Annotated in this window: 19 protein-coding genes; 6 read left to right on the top strand and 13 right to left on the bottom strand. The window is 34.4% G+C overall.

Features of this window, described 5'->3' with window-relative positions; all coding sequences use genetic code 11:
* Window positions 1-63: 63 nt before the first annotated feature.
* Together AAEO57_RS14790 and AAEO57_RS14795 are read right to left on the bottom strand one after the other, a co-directional pair.
* Window positions 64-1269 carry a T9SS type A sorting domain-containing protein gene (locus tag AAEO57_RS14790; protein WP_341693799.1) on the bottom strand — a complete coding sequence of 402 codons (1206 nt, stop codon included), beginning with the start codon at window positions 1267-1269 and terminating at the stop codon, window positions 64-66.
* A gap of 286 nt (window positions 1270-1555) precedes the next feature.
* On the bottom strand, window positions 1556-3943 hold the full coding sequence (locus tag AAEO57_RS14795; RefSeq protein WP_341693800.1) for an efflux RND transporter permease subunit: 2388 nt from the start codon (window positions 3941-3943) through the stop codon (window positions 1556-1558).
* 258 nt (window positions 3944-4201) lie between these two features.
* Here AAEO57_RS14795 and AAEO57_RS14800 point away from each other — a divergent pair, with 258 nt between their 5' ends.
* The 3 genes from AAEO57_RS14800 (at window position 4202) to AAEO57_RS14810 (ending at window position 8164) form a co-directional block, all read left to right on the top strand.
* Complete coding sequence (locus AAEO57_RS14800; protein ID WP_341693801.1) at window positions 4202-4963, top strand: sensor histidine kinase; 762 nt, start codon at window positions 4202-4204, stop codon at window positions 4961-4963.
* Window positions 4926-5645: a LytR/AlgR family response regulator transcription factor gene (locus tag AAEO57_RS14805; RefSeq protein WP_341693802.1), complete on the top strand. Its 720-nt coding sequence runs from the start codon at window positions 4926-4928 to the stop codon at window positions 5643-5645. Before AAEO57_RS14800 ends, AAEO57_RS14805 begins: the two co-directional genes overlap by 38 nt.
* Window positions 5646-5893: 248 nt before the next feature.
* A complete protein-coding gene (locus AAEO57_RS14810; protein ID WP_341693803.1) occupies window positions 5894-8164 on the top strand; it encodes a cation:proton antiporter in 2271 nt (756 codons plus the stop codon).
* A gap of 189 nt (window positions 8165-8353) precedes the next feature.
* On the opposite strand, the gene AAEO57_RS14815 is transcribed toward AAEO57_RS14810, so the two are convergent.
* The 3 genes from AAEO57_RS14815 to pyrH all read right to left on the bottom strand — a co-directional run bounded on the left by AAEO57_RS14815 (window position 8354) and on the right by pyrH (window position 12399).
* On the bottom strand, window positions 8354-10849 hold the full coding sequence (locus tag AAEO57_RS14815; protein WP_341693804.1) for a DUF5686 family protein: 2496 nt from the start codon (window positions 10847-10849) through the stop codon (window positions 8354-8356).
* Window positions 10850-10966: 117 nt separating this feature from the next.
* Window positions 10967-11530, bottom strand: a complete 564-nt coding sequence (gene frr / locus AAEO57_RS14820; RefSeq protein ID WP_341693805.1) for a ribosome recycling factor — start codon at window positions 11528-11530, stop codon at window positions 10967-10969.
* A gap of 161 nt (window positions 11531-11691) precedes the next feature.
* On the bottom strand, window positions 11692-12399 hold the full coding sequence (gene pyrH, locus AAEO57_RS14825) for a UMP kinase (RefSeq protein ID WP_163395516.1): 708 nt from the start codon (window positions 12397-12399) through the stop codon (window positions 11692-11694).
* Window positions 12400-12589: 190 nt separating this feature from the next.
* Here pyrH and AAEO57_RS14830 point away from each other — a divergent pair, with 190 nt between their 5' ends.
* Window positions 12590-13207 (top strand): thioredoxin family protein, encoded by a 618-nt coding sequence (locus AAEO57_RS14830; protein ID WP_341693806.1) that lies wholly within the window; start codon window positions 12590-12592, stop codon window positions 13205-13207.
* Window positions 13208-13548: 341 nt separating this feature from the next.
* Here AAEO57_RS14830 and truB read toward each other — a convergent pair whose 3' ends face one another.
* From truB to AAEO57_RS14860, 6 genes are all read right to left on the bottom strand, one after another.
* Window positions 13549-14238: a tRNA pseudouridine(55) synthase TruB gene (truB, locus tag AAEO57_RS14835; protein WP_341693807.1), complete on the bottom strand. Its 690-nt coding sequence runs from the start codon at window positions 14236-14238 to the stop codon at window positions 13549-13551.
* Window positions 14238-15035 carry an undecaprenyl-diphosphate phosphatase gene (locus AAEO57_RS14840; RefSeq protein WP_341693808.1) on the bottom strand — a complete coding sequence of 266 codons (798 nt, stop codon included), beginning with the start codon at window positions 15033-15035 and terminating at the stop codon, window positions 14238-14240. Before AAEO57_RS14840 ends, truB begins: the two co-directional genes overlap by 1 nt.
* A 102-nt stretch (window positions 15036-15137) precedes the next feature.
* The gene (locus AAEO57_RS14845; RefSeq protein WP_341693809.1) at window positions 15138-15389 is read right to left on the bottom strand and encodes a DUF3098 domain-containing protein; all 252 of its coding nucleotides are present in this window, start codon (window positions 15387-15389) and stop codon (window positions 15138-15140) included.
* 78 nt (window positions 15390-15467) lie between these two features.
* Window positions 15468-16343 (bottom strand): cell division protein FtsX, encoded by an 876-nt coding sequence (locus AAEO57_RS14850; RefSeq protein ID WP_341693810.1) that lies wholly within the window; start codon window positions 16341-16343, stop codon window positions 15468-15470.
* Window positions 16344-16506: 163 nt separating this feature from the next.
* A complete protein-coding gene (locus AAEO57_RS14855) occupies window positions 16507-17097 on the bottom strand; it encodes a molybdopterin-dependent oxidoreductase (protein ID WP_341693811.1) in 591 nt (196 codons plus the stop codon).
* Window positions 17098-17360: 263 nt separating this feature from the next.
* The gene (locus tag AAEO57_RS14860) at window positions 17361-17708 is read right to left on the bottom strand and encodes a winged helix-turn-helix domain-containing protein (RefSeq protein ID WP_341693812.1); all 348 of its coding nucleotides are present in this window, start codon (window positions 17706-17708) and stop codon (window positions 17361-17363) included.
* Window positions 17709-17938: 230 nt separating this feature from the next.
* On the opposite strand from AAEO57_RS14860, the gene leuS reads away from it, so the two are divergent.
* Together leuS and AAEO57_RS14870 are read left to right on the top strand one after the other, a co-directional pair.
* Window positions 17939-20815 (top strand): leucine--tRNA ligase, encoded by a 2877-nt coding sequence (leuS, locus tag AAEO57_RS14865; protein WP_341693813.1) that lies wholly within the window; start codon window positions 17939-17941, stop codon window positions 20813-20815.
* Window positions 20816-21160: 345 nt separating this feature from the next.
* Window positions 21161-21847: a zinc metallopeptidase gene (locus AAEO57_RS14870; protein ID WP_341693814.1), complete on the top strand. Its 687-nt coding sequence runs from the start codon at window positions 21161-21163 to the stop codon at window positions 21845-21847.
* A gap of 142 nt (window positions 21848-21989) precedes the next feature.
* Here AAEO57_RS14870 and AAEO57_RS14875 read toward each other — a convergent pair whose 3' ends face one another.
* Together AAEO57_RS14875 and AAEO57_RS14880 are read right to left on the bottom strand one after the other, a co-directional pair.
* Window positions 21990-22460 (bottom strand): Lrp/AsnC family transcriptional regulator, encoded by a 471-nt coding sequence (locus AAEO57_RS14875; protein WP_341693815.1) that lies wholly within the window; start codon window positions 22458-22460, stop codon window positions 21990-21992.
* A gap of 197 nt (window positions 22461-22657) precedes the next feature.
* Entirely contained in the window at window positions 22658-23407 is a 750-nt protein-coding gene (locus tag AAEO57_RS14880) for a uroporphyrinogen-III synthase (protein WP_163410085.1), read from the bottom strand.
* Window positions 23408-23414: the final 7 nt, after the last annotated feature.

Here is a 23414-nt window from a genome sequence, read left to right on the forward strand (position 1 = left end):
TAAGAATAAAAAAAGCCACAATTTTTACAGTTGCAGCTTTTGAAATATGATTTTATTATTTTTTTAGTTCTTTATAAACTTAAATGTTTGCTTATTATCTGTTGACAAAATATACAAACCATTACTTAAATTAGAAACATCAACAGACTGAATGTTTTGAGCGTTTTTAACCGTTTTAACTGTTTTACCTGTGCTGTCACTGATAATTAAAGATTTTACGTTTGACTCAGTACTAATATTCAAATTGTCCTGAACCGGATTTGGATAAAATACTACTTTACTGGCTTCGTTTTCAAATTTTTCATTCGCCAGAGTGATATTCGCTCCAATAAAAGTAATATCATCAATATAAAAAGTAGTTGTACTTTTTCCTAAATCAAGATTAAGTCTGGTTGAAGTGTTTTTTGCAGCAAAGCTATACGATATTTTTTGCCACCCTGCTATCAGTGTTGTATTTGGGCCATAATTTGCATCTGATGAAGGAGTAGTGGTAGTGGAGAATCGCACAGTTGTACCGGCAGTAGAAGGTTTTATCCACATGCTTGCAGTGTATGTTCTGCCAACTACGAGAGTCATAGGATCACTTACCAATTGCACATTATATTCTGCTGATCCAGTTGAAACCGCTTTTAATGCTCTAACTCCTCCATGAACTTCTACAGTTTCTGCCGTTAAATTAGCGGCACCATTATATTTTGACCAATTGGTAAATACATCGCCTGTTCCGGCCTCTAGGTTGCCATTTAAAATAAAATCTAAAGAAGGTGATGTTGTTAAGTCATACATTGCAACATCGTCAATATAAAAGATGTCAGTTCCTTTTCCTAAATCAAGACTAATTTTAGTGGCAGTTGCTGTTGCGGTAAATGTGAGAATACAATTTTTCCATCCGCTATTTATATCTGTAACTGCAAAAGCAGGTCCGTAAACTGCTGTTCCTCCAGAAGTCGAGAAACGTACAGTATTGCCTCCAAGCGTTCCTTTAATCCACATGCTTACCTCATAAGTATGTCCAATTACAGTTGCAATATCCTCAGTTTGAATCTGAACGTTGTATTCTAACAATCCTGTCGAAATTGCTTTCAGGGATCTTGATCCACTGTGTACTGTTAAAACATCAGCTGTTAAATTTGCTGCGCCATTGGTTTTAACCCAATTTGTAAATATGTCTCCGGTTCCTGCCTCAAAATTTCCGTTGACAATTAAGTTTTGTGCGCTTAGAGATGTAAAGCCGGCAGTGAATACTAAAAAAAGTAGTTTTTTAATCATGGTTTAGTTTTTATAGTTAATAAAGTTAAAACAATCGATTGCGTAAATAAAGAATGGTTTTAACAAATGTAGGAATTTATTCTATTCAAAAAATAATTTTAAATATTAATAATCAGTATGTTGTGTAAAATTGTTAATATTTAAAATTTTCAAGCAACCGTTTGTGTAGTTTTGATTATTTTGAATATAAAAAGCTGAAATGCAATGAATTTTCAAACTTTTGGGAATAAAAAAAACTACAGACTGGAAAGCTGTAGTTTTTTAATATTATTCTAAGATCTGTCTTTTAAGATTTGTGATGGTCAGGATTATTTTCTAAACTCTCCAATTCCTCTTTCCTTGTTTTCTTCTTTTCGAAAGTTAAAACCAGCGATGGTAAAACCACCAGGTTAGCAAACATTGCAAAAACCAAAGTACAGGAAATCAATCCTCCTAAAGCAATGGTTCCGCTGAAGCTCGATAATGTAAAAGTTGCAAAACCTAAAATTAAAACTACTGAAGTATAGAATGTACTTACTCCAGTTTCTCTCAAGGCACTGAAAACAGATTTTTTAACTTTTCCTTTGTTTTGTATTAGGTCATGTTTGTATTTCGCCATAAACTGAATCGCATTATCGACCGAAATTCCGAAAGCAATACTAAATACCAAAATCGTCGAAGGTTTTAGCGGAATTCCGAAATAACCCATTAATCCCGAAGTAATACAAAGCGGTAAAATATTAGTAATCAAAGAAGCGGCTACCATTTTGAACGAACGGAATAAGTACAACATCAAAATAGCAATCGTCAAAATTGCAAAAAGCAATGACTCTATTAAATTGTGCGCCAGATAAGTTGTTCCTTTTTGGAAAACCAATGCTTTTCCGGTAATCGTAACTTCAAAACGGTCTTTTGGGAAAATTTCATCGATTTTTTTGCGAAGTTTTTCCTCTACTTTTGCCATTTCATCCGTTCCGATATCTTTCATGAAAGTAGTGATTCTGGCATATTGTCCAGTCGAATCAACGTAGGCTTTCATTAAATTTTCTTTACTGTTTTTAGTTGCGTTTTTAGCATAACTCAAAATAAAAGTCTGCTCCTGCGAAGTAGGCAATTGGTAATATTCAGGGTTTCCGTTATAGAAAGCCTGTTTAGAATATTTTACTAAATTCACCACAGAAACCGGTTTTGCCAGTTCCGGAATTTCAGCAATTGTATTTTGCAGTTCATCCATTTTGCGAATCGTCGAAGCTTTCATGACACCTTTTTTCTTTTTGGTATCAACCATAATTTCAAGAGGCATAACTCCGTTAAATTCTTTTTCGTAAAACAAAATATCTTTAAAGAAAGAAGCGCTTTTGGGCATTTCACCAATTAAACTTCCCGAAACTTTCATTTGTCGAACTCCATTTAAACTCACTACAAAAAGAACCGCATAAATGATGTAAACTACGGTCTTCTTACCTTTAACGATAGTTGTAACGGTGTTTAAAAGGGTTGAAATATAGGTTTTGTCTAAATGATACAAATGTTTTGCTTTGGGTAAAGGCATAAAACTGTAAATAATCGGCACGATAAAAAGTGTCAAAGTATAAACAGAAAGTACGTTGATAGAAGTTACCAATCCGAATTCAAAAAGCAGTTCGTTTCCTGTAATCATTAAGGTTGCAAAACCAATTGCGGCTGTTAAATTGGTCATCAGAGTAGAAGATCCGATTTTTGAAATCACACGCTGTAATGCTTTTGCCTGATTGTTGTGTAATTTAATTTCCTGCTGGTATTTATTAATAAGGAAAATACAATTTGTGATTCCGATTACAATAATCAACGGAGGAATAATGGCTGTTAAAATCGTGATTTTATAACCAAATAATCCGAGTGTTCCAAATGACCACGTTACACCGACAATTAAAATAACAATCGAAATAAAGGTAGCTCTGAACGAACGGAAAAAGAAAAAGAAAATTAGGGAAACTGTCAATAAAGATGCTCCGATAAATAATCCGATTTCGCCTTTCATATCATCCGCATTGATTGTTCTGATATATGGCATCCCGGAAACTTTTAAGTCAATACCGGTAGTTTTTTCGAATTTGTCAATTTTAGGAACTAAATTTTCAAGGATAAAAGTCTTTCTCCCTGCAGTATTCACAAGTTTTTTATTTATGTAAATCGCAGAACGGACACTGCCGCTTTCTTTATTGAATAAGAGTCCTTCGTAAAACGGTAAATTATGGAACAATTCATGCTGAACACTTTTTAAGTAAGCAGGATCAAGAACTTTGTTTTGATCAATAAATGGTGCTAAGACAAATTTTTCGTTAACGGTGTCTTTTTCCAGTTTTTTCAAATCATTCAAAGAAACGACCAAATCAACTTCTTTCGATTTTTTTAAACCGGTCATCAATTCGTTCCAGGCGGCATAATTTTTAGGAGTAAAAAAGTTTTTATCCTGAAAACCAATCACAACAAGATTTCCTTCTTCACCAAACTTATCAAGGAATTTTTGGTATTCTTTGTTCGCAATATGATCTTTCGGAAGCAGGTTCGCTTCTGTATAGGTCATAGAAAGGTTTCTCCATTGAAAACCAAAGAAAATGGTTAAAGCAGATAGGATAACTAGAATTGTGATTCTGTTTTTAAGTATGATTCGGGCTAATTTTTCCCAAAAACCAACTTGTATAGTGTTTTTCATAAAATTTGTAAAATGGATGCAAATGTAATGAAAAGCGCTAAAAATCATTTAAAAGCGTTTCTGTTTTTACGATATGTTAACATAAATTAACAAACTCCTTTAAATGAAAACGGTCTTTTTTCTGTTATACTCTGTATGCTTTTCTGATATTTGCAGCGATTTAAAAATGAACGGAAAGGAATTAAGCTTTTTAATGCCAAAATTGTTATTTTTATCTCTTAAGAATCCTAAAAAAACTATTGCTAACAATAAATTACAATGCAGGAAAACAATACCATAACGTTTATTTTTTTGGCAATTCTTGTGTTGCTTGTTGTGATCATTTGCTTTATGATATATCAGTTAATGCAGTCAAAGAAGGCAAAAGAAAATGCAGAACAAAGTTTTTATGCTTTGGAAGCAAAAGTAAACGATCTGCAATTAGAAAATCTAGAGTCTAAACTGAATCCGCATTTGTTTAAGAATATTCTAAATTCGATTCAGTCACATGCTTATCAGACTTATTTTGCCCTTGATAAACTGGCGAATGTCCTGGATTATATTTTATACGAAAGCAAAAAGAAATTTGTTACGGCCAAAGAAGAAATCGATTTTGCATTGAATTTAATTGAAATCAACAAAATCAAAATCAGCCCGCTTTTTGAATTAAAAATCAAAACCAATATTAACAAAGAAGACAAATTGTACGATCAGCCTTTACTGGCACCGCTGATTTCGATTGATTTGATTGAAAATGCTTTTAAACACGCCGATCTTCAAAGTGCCGATGCTTTTATTTCGGTTGTTTTTGAGTTTAAAGACAATGCTTTTTTTATGACGGTTTCGAATAAAATCTCCGATAAAAAAGTGTTGAAAAAGGAGCGAAGCGGTTTTGGACATGCGACTCTCGAACATCGTTTACGCATCATTTATAAGAATAATTTCAAATTGGAAAAGTTTATAGAAAACAACGTTTATATTGCTCATCTAAAAATCGATTTACTTGAATACAAAACTGAAATGCTTACTTCTGGACGATGAGCTTCCCGGACTAACGTATTTAAAGATGCTTTGCGAACAAATTCCCGAAGTAGAAATTGTAAAAACGTTTAATGATCCTGAGAAACTTTTATCTGATATTGCCAGTCTTGATTTTGACTTGCTGATTTCTGACATTGAAATGCCGGGAATCGACGGACTTCATCTTGCGGAAATGTTACAGGGCAAATTGGTTGTTTTTTGTACAGCCTACAAAGAATATGCAGCAGAAGCTTTTAATATTGATGCGGTAGATTATATTACAAAACCAGTAAAATTGGAACGTCTTCAAAAAGCAATTTCAAAAGCAACAGAGCGTTTGAATAAACATGATTCGGGTAAAAAATTTATTCAGTTAAATACAGATAAAGGTAAAACACTGCTTTATTTTAACCAGATTCAATACATAAAAACAGCTCTGAGTGACAGCCGCGATAAAACTGTTTTGCTCACAGACGGAAGCTTTCTGAATCTGAAAAACATTAAATTCGATACACTTTTAAATGAACTGCCTGAGACTGAATTTTGCAGAGTAAACAAAAAAGAAATTATTGCTGTAAAAGCAATTAAATTTTTTAATCATAACGAAATTGTGCTGCATCATCAGGAAGAAAACAACAAGAACACAACCTTGATTTTGAGCGAAACCTATCGCCCCGAATTTTTAAAAAAGGTGAAACTGTAAGCTCTTCGACTCCGCTCAGAGTGACACACTGAGTTTTAAATATAATAAAGTTTTAATGATGAATGGGGTTTGAAATTTTAGAGTTTAGGACTTGATTTCATTGTCAGGCTGAGCGGAGTCGAAGCCCGTTTTAGAACTTATTACAAAGTTTTGCAGACTTATTACATAGATTGAAAATTACCTTTAAAATTGCTTTTTCAGGTAAAACTGACTTCTGATATTTGCTCCATAATTTTAAAAAACGGGTTATGAATAACTTTAAAAACTCCTTGTTTTATATTACGGTAATCGGCGGTTTTACTGCTTTAATATACTGGACAATTTCGAAGGGCGCTTCGCTGGAAGCCGGACGAAATGTAGTAGAGAAAAAAATAGAAAGCAATCACTGGAACGACTTTCTGCATTCAATGGTCGAAAACCTGCAGCATCCTCTTGCAATATTATTGGCTCAGATTGTTACAATTATTTTAGTGGCGCGATTGTTTGGATGGTTTTTTAGAAAAATCGGACAACCATCTGTAATTGGAGAAATGATTGCCGGGATTGTTCTTGGGCCATCTTTAGTTGGAATGTATTTTCCGGAGTTTTCAGCAGCTTTGTTTCCAAAAGAATCTTTAGGGAATCTTCAGTTTTTAAGTCAAATAGGTTTGATTCTTTTCATGTTTGTGATTGGGATGGAACTGGATTTAAAAGTGCTTAAAAACAAAGCTCATGACGCTGTTGTAATCAGTCATGCCAGTATCGTTATTCCGTTTGCCTTAGGATTAGGTTTAGCTTATTTTATCTACGGAACTTTTGCTCCTAATGGTGTTGCATTTTCTTCTTTCGGATTATTTATGGGAATTGCCATGAGTATTACGGCGTTTCCGGTACTTGCGAGAATAGTACAGGAACGAGGACTTCAAAAAACTAAACTGGGAACAATTGCCATAACCTGTGCTGCTGCAGACGATATTACGGCATGGTGTATTTTGGCTGTTGTTATTGCAATCGTAAAAGCAGGATCATTAGTAAGTTCGCTTTATGTGATTGGTCTGGCAATTTTATATGTGATTATAATGCTGAAAATTGTTCGTCCTTTCCTGAAAAGGGTTGGAGATTTAAATTCAACACGAGAAAGTTTAAATAAACCAGTTGTTGCAATTTTCTTTTTATCACTTTTATTTTCGGCTTATGCAGCTGAATTAATCGGAATTCATGCTTTATTCGGAGCTTTCCTTGCAGGTGCAATTATGCCGGAAAACAATAAATTCAGAAATATTTTTATCGAAAAAGTTGAAGATGTTTCAATCATTGTCCTTTTGCCATTGTTTTTTGTATTTACAGGTCTGCGTACCCAAATCGGATTATTGAACGATCCTGAGTTGTGGAAAATAACAGGTTTGATAATCGTAGTGGCTGTAGTAGGTAAATTTTTTGGAAGTGCTTTGGCTGCAAAATTCGTTGGACAAAACTGGAAAGACAGTCTGGCTATTGGTGCCCTCATGAATACAAGAGGTTTGATGGAACTGGTAGTTCTGAATATCGGTTACGATTTGGGCGTTTTGTCTACAGAAATTTTTACCATGATGGTTATTATGGCTTTGGTTACAACTTTTATGACCGGACCGGCTTTAGATTTTATAGCTTTTGTTTTTAAAGATAAAACGACTGTAGTGCCACAGGAAATCGGAAACAAAAGCAAGTATAAAATCCTGCTTTCTTTTGCCACTCCCGAAAAAGGAAAAAAACTGCTTAAAATTGCGAACAGCTTTGTAAAAAAACAAGGTGATAATTCAATTGTAACAGCAATGCATTTGTCCCTGAGTACCGAAATACATTCATTTGATGTGAAAGATCATGAGCGCAAAATGCTGGTTCCCGTTATCGAAGAATCACAGCGCCTGAATCAGAATATGGTGAGTGTTTTTAAAGTAACAAACGATATTGATACAGATATTATTGATACGGCAAATCAGGGTGAATTTGATTTATTGCTGGTGGGCTTGGGTCAGTCTATTTTTGACGGAACCCTGCTCGGAAAGATTTTAGGTTTTACCACCCGAATTGTAAACCCTGACAGGCTAATTGATAAGTTTACGGGTAAAGAAGGTTTGTTCGAAAATTCTCCTTTTGACGAAAGAACACGACATATTATCACCAAAAGTAAAATGCCGGTCGGAATTTTTATTGACAAAGATTTAGAGGAAGTAAATCAGGTTTTCATGCCAATTTTCAGCAAAGAAGACTCTTTCCTGATCGAATATGCTAAAAAACTAATCAACAACAACGGATCACAGATTACGGTTCTTGATGCTGGCGGAGAGGTTAGAAATACAAGAGATATTCAGGAGACAATTCGTTCGATTGAACAAATTGCACCAAATCATATTATGATTATGAACGACAGGACTATTAAAAAGGAATTTCTTGAAACTCAGAACATCATGATTATAAGTTTAGAGAGCTGGAAAAAACTAATTGAATCCCAAAGTATCTGGCTGAATAACACGCCTTCGGTTTTGATTCTTAAACCTTAAGTTTTAGAAACCTGAATTTTTAAAATCTCAAATTCCATTGGAGTTTGGGATTTTTTTGTTTTATATAATTTCTACTGAAAGGAGAGATTGACGATTTAGATTGTAGAATTTTTAGTATGAACGTTCTTTACTCGTGACAAACAATACGTAAAATTGGAATTTGGAAATTTAAATATTGGGATTTAAACTTTAAAGCCCCAAATCAATCACATACGAAATCTTTATGGCGATATTATCTTCAAATTCCATTAGTTGATTTGGACCGTAGCGGTAAAAGCCACCCAAACCAAATCCTTTAAAAATCTTGTTTAACTCAATTCCTGATTCAAAGAAACCTTTATTGAGGGTTTTGTAAGCTGGACCAACATGTTGTTCGGGTTTTTCCATATCTCCCCATGCCATTCTTGTAACTAATACCAGCGAAGGGCGTACTTTTTTCATGATTCTGATTCGGTCAAAACCATGTTTGATTTGAAAAAAGACATATTGGCTAGAGAAAAACTCATTAAAATACATGGTTTCAAAACTGTTTCTTCCTGCAAAAGTAATACGCTGAAAAATAGTTTCTTTGTTGAGGTTATTCGGCATAGTATTGTACAAATGTGTGATAGGTACATCGCCTATAGCATAACCTCCCTGGAGTAAAAAACTGGTTTTCTGGCCGTTTAAGTATTTTTTTTCAAACTCGGTTTTAAAATCTATTTTGCTGAATGTAAAATCATTGTCTAAAACATTTGGTAAAGACTGTGTGAGCTGAAAGGTAAATCTTGGGAAACGTTTCTCTGTTTCGGATCTGCCGGTCGGTGTCTGCATGAAGTCACTAAATGGCGCCCAGACTATAGAAGCCATTGCGGTGGTCATAACATAATTCGAATACAAATTACCGTTATAATTAAAAAGATAATCGAATTTTGGTTCAACATACGTTCTTGCTAATTCAAAAACAGCTTCTGTTTTCGGAATAATTTTGGTCTGCAAATTGGCTTTCCAGCTGATATAATGATAAAAAGTGCTAATGTTAATAGGACGAGGGTCATAAATTTTAAAAACACGTTTGTCAACCGCAAAAAGTGTACTCGCAATCTCGCGAACATCGTCTGTATATGATCCGTTTAGCCATGTATTAGTGTTTTTTTCTAATAAAAAACCGGTGCCGAGATTGTACTTGAATTTACCGTCTTTTGTTCCGTATGCACCGTAACCCTCAATCCTGAAATATTTAGAAAAACGATCATTTGTAATTCCGCCAAGACCTAATCTAAAACCTTCGTAATTGTTATAGCTGATTACCTTTTTTAAATCCATGTCAACTGGTCCCAGCGGGAGATAGCCATTTATGATTTTTCGCCCAAGACCCAAACGTTTTTCGATTCTTTTTTTGATGGAAATACTATCTAATAACAGATAGGTTCTCTGGCTTTTCAGGTCAAGGTTTTCTTTTCGGTATTCATCCCAGAATTCTTCCGGTTTTTTACTGGCATCATCTTTAATTTCGATATAAAGTGACGGATCTTTTATCGGAGCAGTTGTATTGTAATGTATGTCGAAATTGTTGCTTTCTGAGAGCAGGTAAGTAAAATCAGAAGCCGTTTTTTTTCTGGTTTCAAAAAGGTTTTCCCCGTCCCCGTCAAACTGAATGGTTCCGCCTAAAAAATTGATATCTTCATTATTTCTTCCTTTTACAATTTTAAAGGAAGTATTAGTCGGGAACCATATTTTTTCTTTATGAACATATTCAAATTCATGAATTCCACTAATGTCCAGTACGCCTTTTATACGCATTATGGCTTTTGCAATGGCAAAATTTTCCTGATCGATATACAAAACTCCTTCTAAGCCGGCAGCCTTTCTTTTTTCTTTATTCTTAAAATAAATCATAAAAGTATTTCGTCCTTTAATATCAACAGTATCCAATAATTTATAATTGTAGTCTTTTAAAGCATCGTTTGAAACTGGATTGCTGTATTTGGTCTCAAAAAGTTCATATTTCGAATCATAAATAGAGATCGACTGCAAATTAAAAGCAATGATTTCGTAAACAGGCTGTTTAAAACCTGCCATTTTGGTACCCAGAATGGTTTCTTTGAGCTTTTTATTTCCGAATTGGTATTGCGAAACTTTTTCAGTCTGAAATAAATGCTGCTTGCTTATCACTTCTTTAAACTTATAGTCTGAAGAGTCAATGTTTATTCTTTTTTTCTTTAAATCTTTATAAGACGCTGACGAATCGATCCTGCCGTTAATTGAATCCGGATTAGCTGTTACTATAAGTTTATTATAGGTTTTGTATTCAAAGTTCTTGAGTTTTTTCTGCGGATTATTGGTGTTTTTGTTTGCAATTACCTTTCTCAAAATAGCCAGAGCAGGATTTTCATTAGAAACAACAACCTCTTTCAGGTCATCTGTTTTTTGCTGAAGATATACTGTATAAAACTTTTTGCTGTCTGAAACCGTAATGGTTTTAGTCTGAAAACCTACGTAAGAAATGGTAAAAGAATTGATTTTTGTTTTTGAAGAAATTGTAAATTTTCCATCCACATCAGTAATCGCATTATTGTTGTCCGAAGTTGTAATCGTAGCAAAGGGAAGCGGATCGCTGTTGGAATCGTTTACAATTCCGTTTATTTGAAATTGCGCCTGAAGTGTAAGCGTAAAAAACAAAGTAAATAAACAGAATAGCTTCATACAGAGTGTTGTGGTTTCGAAACCAAGGATATTGTTTTTGGTATGCAAAAATAGCAATAAAAAAATCCGTCTGGTAAAATTTTAACCAAACGGATTCTTAATTTTGTGTCAAATTTGTTACACCTTCATGATTTCGGCTTCTTTAGCAGCCAATAATTCATCTATTTTTTTAATGTAAGTATTTGTTAAGTTCTGGACTTCTTCTTCAGCAGATTTGCAAATGTCTTCAGAAGTACCTTCTTTTTCTAATTTTTTGATATCGGTATTAGCATCTTTACGTGAGTTACGAATACCAATTTTTGCATCTTCAGCTTCAGATTTTGCCTGTTTAGCCAAATCTCTACGGCGCTCTTCTGTCAAAGGCGGTACACTGATGATAATTACGTCACCATTGTTCATTGGGTTAAAACCGATATTGGCAATCAAAATTGCTTTTTCGATTACAGATAACATGTTTTTCTCAAAAGGCTGCAACGTAATTGTTCTTGCATCAGGCACACTAATTTTAGATACCTGAGAAAGCGGTGTTGAGGCACCATAATAATCAACAAAAACACCTCCAAGCATAGCCGGAGAAGCTTTTCCTGCACGAATATTTAGAAATTCTTTTTCTAAATGGGCAATCGTACCATTCATTGATTCTTCAGTACTTTCTAATATGAAATCTATTTCTTCAGTCATTTTGTTTAGATTTTAGATTCTTAGAAGATTAGATCTTTAGACTTTAAAAATGGTTTCTTCTAATTTACTAACTAATATTATTTTTCTTTTTTTGATTATCTTAATTGTTGTTAAAAATTCAGAAATCCTATTTAATCTAAAATTCTAACAATCTAAGAAGTCTAGATATTTACTACAGTTCCGATGTTTTCGCCTTTGCAGATTTTCAAAAGATTTCCAATTTTGTTCATATCAAAAACAACAATCGGTAATTTATTTTCCTGGCTTAAGGTAAAAGCTGTGGTATCCATTACATTCAGTCCTTTTTTAATTACATCGTCAAAAGAAATGAAGTCAAATTTTACTGCCGAAGCATTTTTTTCAGGATCACAATCGTAAACACCGTCTACGCGGGTTCCTTTTAAAATAACATCAGCATTGATTTCGATTCCTCTTAAAACAGCTGCTGTGTCGGTAGTGAAATAAGGGTTTCCCGTTCCGGCACCAAAGATTACAATTCTTCCTTTTTCAAGATGACGGTCTGCTCTTCTTTTGATATAAGGTTCTGCAATAGATTCCATTTTCAAAGCAGTCTGCAAACGAGTTTTCATTCCTTTGTCTTCAAGAGCACCTTGTAAAGCCATTCCATTTATAACAGTAGCAAGCATTCCCATATAATCACCCTGTACTCTGTCCATACCTGAACTTGCACCGGCAACTCCTCTAAAAATATTTCCTCCTCCAATAACAATAGCAATTTCTACTCCTTTGTCGTGAATCTGCTTGATTTCATCGGCATATTCAGCTAATCTTTTAGGGTCGATTCCGTATTGTAAATCTCCCATTAAGGCTTCTCCACTTAGTTTTAGAAGAATTCTTTTATATTTCATGTGTGTTGCGTTTGTTTGTGCAAATATAGACATATTCTGTTTTTTTAAAATAGTGTTTTAAAAAATTAATTGTTTCTTTTCTAAATTAAATTTCAGCTGATTTTTAGGATTTATTTCTTTCAAATGTGATAAAAGTCATTCGGGAATCTTTTTAAAAAGCTTAATTTTATGATGTCAAAACGAAATAAATATGAAAAGTATTGTAGCCAAAGCATTATTCAGTAGTCACTCTTATACTGAATACAGAAAACTAGTTGCTGATTTATTGTTAGAAGGCAAATCAACCGGTAATGAACAGTCTGAAAGTCTGACAAATTATTCTAAACTAAACGAAGCCAGAATGAACAGGCTGGAAAAAACAATTCAAATCTCTGAAGATGTTATTTTGAAACTTCAGCATCTGGACAATCATTACATCTGGCTTGTAATTTCTGAGGGCTGGTGTGGAGATGCGGCTCAGATACTTCCAATATTGAATAAAATGGCACTTGCTTCGGAGAAAAAGATCGATTTAAGAATTGTGCTTCGAGATGAAAATGATGAATTGATGAGTCAATATCTCACGAATGGCGGGAAAGCTATTCCAAAAGTAATTGTTATTTGCAAGGAAGCCGGAATTGTTCGTGCTGACTGGGGGCCAAGACCCGAAGGAGCAACGGAATTAATGGCAAAGCATAAAAGGGAAGTGGGGCCTATTGATGAAAAAATTAAAACTGATTTACAATTGTGGTATCTGGCAGATAAAGGAAATTCTGTACAGGAAGAGCTGGTTCAGATCATGGAGAATATCAAATACAATCGGTTATAAGTAAAATTTATTGTAATTATTTGAAAATAAGTGATTTAGTGTTAAAAATAAACTAAAGTATTTTTTCAGCCATTTAAAACTTTGTAACTTAGTAAATAATCCCACTTCTATCTATCAGCTTTCTGATTTACTCTTTTTATTGGTGTTCATTTTATGTTTAATTATAAAAATACACTGTCATGAAAAAGTTATTCGAAAGGTTTTATGATTTTATTTCTAAATTTTTATTTGGAGGAAAAAATGTGCCTCACTATTAATCAAGGTAAGTATGAAATAACTGTACTTATTTTTTAGAAGCCTGGCACATTACTTCTCATGTGATGTGCTTTTTTTATGGATTATTACTTTAGACTTTCTTCGAATAAAGTAATATCAAAGGCATCTTTTACGTCAAAATTACCAATTTTGGTTCGGCGCAAAACAGTTAAATGTGAGCCGGATTTCATTGCCTTGCCAAAGTCATAAGCCAGTGAACGAATATAAGTTCCTTTGCTGCAAACGACTCTAAAATCAACTTCTGGTAACGCGATTCGGGTAATTTCGAATTCGTGGATGGTAGTTTTTCTGCTCTCAATTTCTACAGACTCTCCTGCGCGTGCATGTTCATACAAGCGTACGCCGTCTTTTTTTATAGCGGAGAAGATTGGCGGTTTCTGATCTATTTCGCCTAAAAAGTCTTTTACCGTTTCATGAATCAAAGCTTCGTTAATGTGTTCTGTTGGAAAAGTGTGGTCAATTTCGGTTTCCAGATCATACGATGGGGTAGTGGCTCCAATGTAAAATGTTCCTGTATATTCTTTGGGCTGACCCTGAAGTTCAGCGATTCTTTTAGTAAATTTTCCGGTACAGATCAATAAAAGTCCGGTAGCTAATGGATCTAAAGTTCCTGCGTGACCAATTTTAAACTTTTTTGGAAGTCCCACTTTATTAATCAAAAGGTATTTTAATTTATTGACAGCCTGAAATGAACTCCATTTTAATGGTTTGTCAATCAATAAAACCTGGCCTTCTAAATATTCTTCGAGTGTCATTATATAATTGTAAGCGGATGAATGAAAAAGTGAATCAGTAATAAAATGATTCCGGCAATAATTCGGTAATAACCAAAAACTTTAAATCCGTTTTTTGTTAAAAACCCAATGAAAGTTTTGATTGCCAAAAGCGCAACTATAAAAGCCACAACGTTTCCAATAATAAGGATATTGATTTGGTCATGCGATAATTCAAAACCGTCTTTGTAATAATCGTAACATTTTTTTGCTGTGGCTCCCAGCATAGTCGGGACAGCCAGAAAAAATGAAAATTCAGCAGCTGTTGTTCGGGATAATTTTTGAGACATTCCGCCCACAATACTGGCGCCGCTACGTGAAACTCCGGGAATCATAGCGATACACTGAAATAGTCCAATTTTGAAGGCCTGTAAATAACTGATCTGCTGAGAAGTTTCGGTTGTGTCTGGCGTGTTGAACCATTCGTCAACTTTTAACAAAATAGCACCTCCAATTAAAAGTGAAATAGCTACTGTTACAGGGTTTTCTAATAATCCGTCTATAAAATCACTCAATAATAAACCTAAAACTACAGCCGGAACAAAAGCGACTAAAAGTTTAAAGTAAAAATCGAATGACTGAAAAAAACGTTTGAAATATAAAATAACAACCGAAAGTATAGCACCAAGCTGAATTACAATGGTGAAAAGTTTTGTGAAATCTTCCTGTGCAATTCCAAAAAAAGAAGAAGCAATAATCATGTGGCCTGTTGAAGAAACGGGTAAAAACTCAGTGATTCCTTCAATAATAGCAAGAACGATAGCTTGTAATGTATTCATTAAAATTAGATTTTTAGATTTTTAAACTTTCTTAGGTTTTTAGACTTAAGATTAATCTAATAATCTAAAGCTCTAAGAAGTTCTAAGAGGTCTAAAATGAGTCTATTTAGTTTTTTTGAAAATAGAATAAATTGTAATTCCAAAACCAATTAAAACGGTTGTTGGGGCTAAACGAATACGTCTAAAACTGAAGATATCTTCATTAAAAACTTTCGGATCATGACTTCCTCCACCAGACATTAAAATAAATCCTAAAGCAATAACAGCAATCCCAATCAATAAGATTTTATAATTGATGCTGTCAAAAAGAAATTCCTGCTTTGGCTGTTGTTCTTCTGTATTATTATTTTTCATCTTTATAATTTGTCACCCCGAACTAAGTCGAAAGGCTTTTGTTTTTAAAATTTAAAATTTAAACAGTAATCCTGAAAATTAATAAAGATCGTCTGTTCGTAAGTTAAGAAAACGCTGTGTTGCAAAGTGCGTACTTACCCATGTAATTAAAACACCTAATCCGAAAACACCCACTAAAACCAATCCTATTAATACTTTGTCTTCTAAGATTCCTAAGCCTGGGAAATTGCTTTCCACATACATTAAAAGCGCAATCAGGGCAACTATCGCTAATCCTGCTCCCAGCATTCCAAGCTTTACGCTACGCATCACAAATGGTTTACGTATAAAGGCTTTTGTCGCACCAACCATTTGCATAGTTTTAATAATAAATCTATTGGAATGAATAGATAAACGTAATGAACTGTTGATTAATAAAACCGCAATTACAGCTAGGAAACCACTGATAATCAAAATCCACATACTTACTTTTTTGATATTATCATTTACAAGATTAATTAATTGTTTGTCATAAACGATATCTTCTATCATAGCGTTTTTACGCAGATTGTTTTCGATTATAAGAATGCTGTCTCTTTCAACATAGTCAGCTTTTAAGTGAATGTCGTAAGAATTCAGTAATGGATTTTCTCCTAAAAAGGTGAGGAAATCTTCGCCAATGATATCGGTATGTTCTTTTGCAGCTTTTTCTTTGGTTACATAAACAAAAGTTTTAGCAAAAGGCGCTCTCTTTAATTCAGTATTAAATGCTTTGATGACACTGTCATTTGCCTCATTTTTAAAGAAAACGGTCATCGCGATTTTTTCTTTAAAATCATTGGCCAGTTTTTTTGAATTAATAATGAATAATCCCAGTACACCCAAAAGGAATAAAACGAGAAATACACTTAATACTACCGAAAAATAAGAGGAAATTAACCTGCGCTTTTGAAATTTATCAAAGTTGGAACTCATAGTCTGCTTAAATTATGTGGTAAAAATAATAAAGAATTTCTTTATTTGAAGTTATTAACGAACTTTTATACTTAAAAGTACAATTTAAATCTTGAATAAAACGGGTTTGATTGTAAAGCAATAAAAAAACTTAGCAACTTAGTATCTCAGAATCTTAGCATCTTTACTTAACTTTATATACTTCTATACTTTTCAGCCAGTAAACATGTCGAGGACCAGTTTTGATATCATTTTTACAAATTGCAATCATTTCGCCATTTTTGACCGGTTTGCCATTTTCTTCAAAAAGAATGAACGTGTTTTCTCCGGTTGGATTGTTAAAAATTTCAGCCCATGAAAAAGTGGCTTTGTAATCATCAGAAGCTCTCGCTACGATATAAAAGTTTCGGTCTTTATGACCGTTTTGCCTGATTTTGGCTTTTTCTAAAATGTCTTTCAATAAAACGCCTTTGCAAACTTTATCGTCTTTTTTAACCTCACCGCTTTGACAAACGACTTTGAAATCATCAATTGTAACTACCTTCATCTTTTTTAAGGAATCAACAGTCAATTGCTGCGGAAACTCAACATCGCCTTTTACTTCAATTTGATGATTGACCATTTTTAAACTGTCGGCTGCCGAAAGAACAGGATGTTTGTGATTGTCGTTTTGCGAAATTTTTTCTGTGGAAAGGTTATCTTCTTTTTTAGAAGAATTACACATCGAGCATGAAAAAGCAACGAGTAGAATGAGAATGTAATTTTTAGTTTTCATATAAATTTATTTTGAATTTTGCTGACCGAATCCGAGGAACGAAAAGAGTAAAAAAGGAATGATTTTTAATTTCATAAATTAGAAAAAATACAGTGTGTTTTGAAATGAATACTGATAACTAAAAAATAAATCTGTTTTTAGCGGATTAAAATATCAGTATGTTTATAAATGAACACTGAAGATTATTAAAATTGGTTTTTGGGGTTAATTTTTTTTTAAATGCAATTCATTATGTTTCAAAATGAATAGTGCGCAGTAAATTTTTAAAATTTTAGGTTTTGAGTTTCCTTAATGGCAAAATCCTTAATTCGCTTTTCGAGTTCGTAAAAAACAGCAATAGCTCTTTCGCCAGCTTCAGTCAGTCGGGCACCTCCGCCGCCTTTTCCGCCAAGAAGTTTTACAACCAAAGGAGATTCAGCACGTCGGTTCATTTCTTCAACCAGCTGCCAGGCCTGACGATATGCCATTTTCATTTCCTTGGCTGCATTGGTGATCGAACCGGTTTTCCTGATATTTTCAAGAAGCCAGACTTTTCCAATTCCCAGAAACGGACCATCAGATTCTTCAATCCAAAGCCGGACTTCTACATTGTATTTTTTATTATCACTCATCGATGCAGATTTAAAAAGAAACTTTTTTGATAATCAATTATCTTTAAATACGTATTTGCAATGTTACGTATTTTTACTTAAATAAAATACGTATTTTGTTATTTTATTTGTTTGTCAATGAAATAGCTTTGGTACAATCTGTAATAAATGTAAATTTGCGGATTAAAATTAAGCGACAAAGAGAGGAAAACCTCAGAACCTTTGCAACTTAGAACCTTAGTACCTTAAAAATGAAATACAATCCGAACGAAATTGACGCCAAATGGCAAAAATATTGGGCAGAAAATCAAACTTTTGCAGCCAAAAACAATTCTGAAAAACCGAAGCATTATGTTCTCGATATGTTTCCTTATCCGTCAGGAGCAGGATTACACGTTGGGCATCCGCTGGGTTATATTGCTTCAGATGTGTATTCTCGTTTCAAAAGACATCAGGGCTTCAATGTTTTGCATCCAATGGGTTACGATAGTTTTGGATTACCTGCAGAACAATATGCGATTCAGACCGGACAGCGTCCGGAAGATACAACACGTGTAAATATTGACGGTGGAGTAGATAAAGAAGGAAAACAAATTGCAGGATACAGAAAACAATTAGATAAAATTGGATTTTCTTTTGACTGGAGTCGTGAAGTTCGAACTTCAAATCCGGATTATTATAAACATACACAATGGATTTTTATTCAGTTGTTCAATTCCTGGTACAATAAAGATTCAGACAAAGCAGAAGATATTTCGACTTTGGTTTCTATTTTCGAAAAAGAGGGAAACACAAATGTAAAAGCCGTTTCGGATGATAATATTCAAAGTTTTTCATCAGGCGAATGGAATGCATTTTCGAAAGACGAGCAGGAAAAAATCCTTTTACAATACAGATTAACTTATTTGGCCGAAACTGAGGTAAACTGGTGTCCAGGCTTAGGAACAGTTCTGGCAAATGACGAAATTGTAAACGGAGTTTCGGAGCGTGGAGGCTTTCCTGTTATAAGAAAAAAAATGACACAATGGAGTATGCGAATTTCTGCTTATGCCGAACGCTTGCTTCAGGGCTTAAATGATATCGATTGGAGTGAGTCTATAAAAGAGTCTCAAAGAAACTGGATTGGGAAAAGTGTTGGTGCAATGGTTTCTTTCAGCCTTGTGCCCACGACTCACAGCTCTGAGCTGAAAGCCATAGAAGTTTTCACCACACGTCCTGATACTATTTTCGGAGTAACTTTTATGACTTTGGCTCCAGAACATGAGTTGGTGGCTAAAATCACCACTCCGGAACAAAAAGCGGCTGTTGAAGCTTATATCGAAAAAACTTCAAAACGTTCTGAGCGTGAGCGTATGGCCGATGTAAAAACCATTTCTGGAGTATTTACCGGAGCTTATGCCGAACATCCATTTACAAAAGAAGCTATTCCGGTTTGGATTGGGGATTATGTTTTGGCTGGTTACGGAACTGGTGCTGTAATGGCGGTTCCTTGTGGAGACGAAAGAGATTATGCTTTTGCTAATTTCTTTAAAGGACAAAACGGAATGCAGGAAATCAAAAATATCTTCGCCAATGTTGATATTTCTGAAGCGGCTTACGGTTCAAAAGATAACGTTGAAATCGCAAATTCGGATTTCTTAAACGGATTAAATTATAAAGAGGCTACTAAAAAAGCAATCGAAAAATTAGAAGAAATCGGGCAGGGAACAGGAAAAACAAATTACCGTTTGCGTGATGCAGTTTTCTCTCGTCAGCGTTATTGGGGTGAACCTTTCCCGGTTTATTACGTAAACGGATTGCCAAAAATGATCGACGCACAGCATTTGCCAATCATTTTACCGGAAGTAGAGAAATATTTACCAACCGAAGATGGTTTGCCTCCGTTAGGAAATGCAGCAGTTTGGGCTTGGGATACTAAAAATAATAAAGTTGTTGATACAGATTTAGTTGACAACGTAGCGATTTTTCCTCTTGAATTGAACACTATGCCAGGCTGGGCAGGAAGTTCATGGTATTGGATGCGTTATATGGATGCGCATAACGAAAATGAATTTGCGTCGGCAGCAGCTTTGGCTTACTGGGAAAGTGTCGATTTGTACATTGGAGGAAGCGAACACGCAACGGGACACTTATTGTATTCTCGTTTTTGGAATAAATTTTTAAAAGACAAAGGTTTTGCTCCAACTGAAGAACCATTCAAAAAACTGATTAATCAGGGAATGATTTTGGGGACAAGTGCTTTGGTTTATAGAGTTTCCGGAACAAATAAATATGTTTCTAAAAATCTTAAAGATGATTATGAGACAGAAGCATTGCATATTGATGTTAATATGGTCAATGCTGCAGATGAAATTGATGTTGAAAGATTGAAAAGATGGCAACCTCAATTTGAAAATGGTGAATTTGTATTAGATAACGGAAAATTCATCGTTGGTCGCGAAGTGGAGAAAATGTCTAAGCGTTGGTACAATGTAGTTAATCCAGATGATATTTGTAATGAATATGGAGCAGATACCTTGCGTTTGTATGAAATGTTTTTAGGGCCGTTAGAGCAAACAAAGCCTTGGAGCACTGGAGGAATTACCGGAGTTTTTGGTTTCCTTAAAAAATTATGGAGATTGTATTTTGATGATAATGGTTTAATCGTAAACAACGACGAACCTACAAAAGATAACTTAAAATCATTACACAAAACAATCAAAAAAGTAGCAGAAGATATCGAGAATTTCTCTTTCAATACTTCAGTTTCTCAGTTTATGATTTGTGTAAACGAATTGTCTTCTCAAAACTGTCATTCAAGAGCAATTTTAGAACCATTGGCTATTTTAGTTTCGCCTTATGCACCGCATATCGCTGAAGAATTATGGGCACAGTTAGGGCATACAACTTCAATTTCAGAAGTGGCTTTCCCAATTTTTGAGGAAAAACATTTAGTGGAGACCAATAAAGAATATCCGGTTTCTTTCAACGGAAAAATGCGTTTCACCATCGAATTGCCTTTGGATTTAACCAAGGAACAAATCGAAGAAATCGTAATGAAAGACGAAAGAACACAAAGACAATTAGACGGAAGAACGCCGAATAAAGTGATTATCGTTCCCGGGAAGATTATTAATTTGGTTGGATAACCAAAATTTAAATTCCAATATTTGAAATTCCAAATTCCAATTTTTACGATTGGGGTTTGGATTTTTTTTCGCCTTAATTTGTCATTTCGACGTAAGGAGAAATCACACACGGGATTCGGCAAAGATTGGATTCACTGTGGGGAGCTACTAATGTGATTTCTCGTTCCTTGAAGATGACAAAATTGTGAAGTCTCTTTATGTTGGTTTTAGGGGTATGTTTAGTTTGTTGCGAAAGAATTCATAATTAATATCTAAAGTTGAGTGTCATTTTGGCATTTTACAAAAATGGTTCGTAAATTGTTGTGATTTTTACAAAGACAAAACATAAACTAAAAATATAAAATCATGGGAAGCGGATATTTAATTCTTGCCGGAGCTATTATGTTATTTAGCTGGCTGGTAAGTTCAAGATTAAAAAGTAAATTCGAATTGTATTCAAAGTTGCAATTGCAAAACGGAATGAGTGGTAGGGAAATTGCAGAAAAAATGCTCGCCGATAACGGTATTCGGGATGTTCGTGTAATTTCGACTCCGGGACAATTGACAGATCATTATAATCCGGCAGATAAAACGGTTAATTTGAGTGAAGCGGTTTATAATCACAGAAACGCAGCTGCAGCGGCCGTTGCAGCACACGAATGTGGTCACGCCGTACAGCACGCAATAGGTTATGAATGGCTGACAATGCGTTCGGCGTTAGTTCCTATTGTGAGTGTAGCATCCAATTATGTACAGTGGATTTTATTGGCGGGTATCCTGATGATCCGAACTTTTCCGCAGTTATTGTTAGTTGGGATTATCATTTTTGCTGCAACAACATTGTTTACCATCATAACATTACCTGTTGAATACGATGCCAGCAACAGAGCATTAGCCTGGCTGGAAAATAAACGAATGCTGACACAGCAGGAGCAGGCTGGGGCAAAGGACGCCTTAAAATGGGCTGCAAGAACTTATGTTGTAGCCGCTATTGGTTCTATTGCTACTTTGTTGTATTACATCTCGATTTACTCAGGAAGCAGAAGGAACTAATTTTTAATGTGACAATTTAGATAATTATTCAATTAGATAATTTATAGCAAACCTGACAGATTTAAAATCTGTCGGGTTTATTGTTTATATATTTTTTAAAATTATCAAATTATCAAATTATCAAATTGACACATTATCTATTTTACAGCTGAATCTGCCTGTCAATCTGCTGGTCCAGTGAAATAAAAGTCTCAGTTCTTGAAACCCCTTCAATAGCCTGAATTTTGGTGTTTAAAAGCTGCATTAAGTGTTCGTTGTCACGACAGATAATTTTAATCAAAACCGACCAGTTTCCTGTGGTGTAATGGCATTCTAAAACCTCAGGAATTTTTCTCAGTTCTTTTACGGCCTCAGAGTTTCGGGAAGCTTTGTCGAGATATACTCCAATAAAGGCCATGGTGTTATAACCCAGTATTTTAGGATTTACAGTGAATTTTGATCCCGAAATCACACCTGATTGTTCCAGTTTTTTCAAACGCTGATGAATCGCCGCTCCCGAAATGCCTATTTTGTTGGCAATTTGAAGAATAGGTTTTCGGGCATCGTCCATAAGATAACGAAGGATTTCTTTGTCGATACCGTCGATTTCGATTAATAGCGAGTTGATTTTCATAGCTTAAAATTTGAAACTAATTCTTGTGATTTGGTTTAGAACAGAAATCAAATGTAGTTAAATTGCAATAGAAAAAGAAATTCCAAATGTTTAAACTCTAAATTGCAAGGGAGTAGGATTGTTGTAAAAAAGAAAAAATTCCAGATTCCAACTTTACAATTGGGAACTGGAATTTTTAAGATTGTATATTTTAGAATTTATTTTGCTTTGTTTGCTTCGGCAATGTATTTTTCTAAAGCCATTGTCATAGAAGGAGTTTCAGGAGTTGGGGCAAGAATGTCAATTCTTAATCCGTGGTCTAGGGCTTCTTTTTGAGTTGTGCTTCCAAATACAGCTATTCTGGTGTTGTTTTGTTTAAAATCAGGAAAGTTTTTAAACAGTGATTTTATTCCGGTTGGGCTGAAAAAAGCCAGAACATCATAATACACATCGGCTAAATCAGATAAGTCACTCATAACTGTTCTGTAAAAGATGGCTTGTGCCCAGTCTACTTTTAAGCCATTTAAGGTTATAGGTGCATCAGCATTTAATTGGTCAGAAGCTGGCAATAAGAATTTTTCGTCTTTATATTTTTTGATAAGCGGCGATAAATCTGCAAAATCTTTGGCTCCCACGTAAATTTTACGTTTTCTGTACACTACATATTTTTGCAGGTAAAAAGCAACCGCTTCAGACTGACAGAAATACTTAAGACCTTCAGGAACTTTGTAACGCATTTCATCAGCTACCCTGAAAAAATGATCAACCGCATTTCGGCTTGTTAAAATAATCGCTGTGTAATGATTAAGATCGATTTTTTGTAATCTGATCTCTTTTGCACTAACTCCCTCCACATGAATAAAAGGTCTGAAATCAATTTTTATTTTGTGTTTCTGTTGGAGCTCAAAGTAAGGGGAGTTTTCCACTTTAGGTTCAGGCTGTGACACCAAAATTGTTTTCACTTTCATATTATAG

Source organism: Flavobacterium calami, from assembly GCF_038290035.1.
Lineage (GTDB): Bacteria > Bacteroidota > Bacteroidia > Flavobacteriales > Flavobacteriaceae > Flavobacterium > Flavobacterium calami.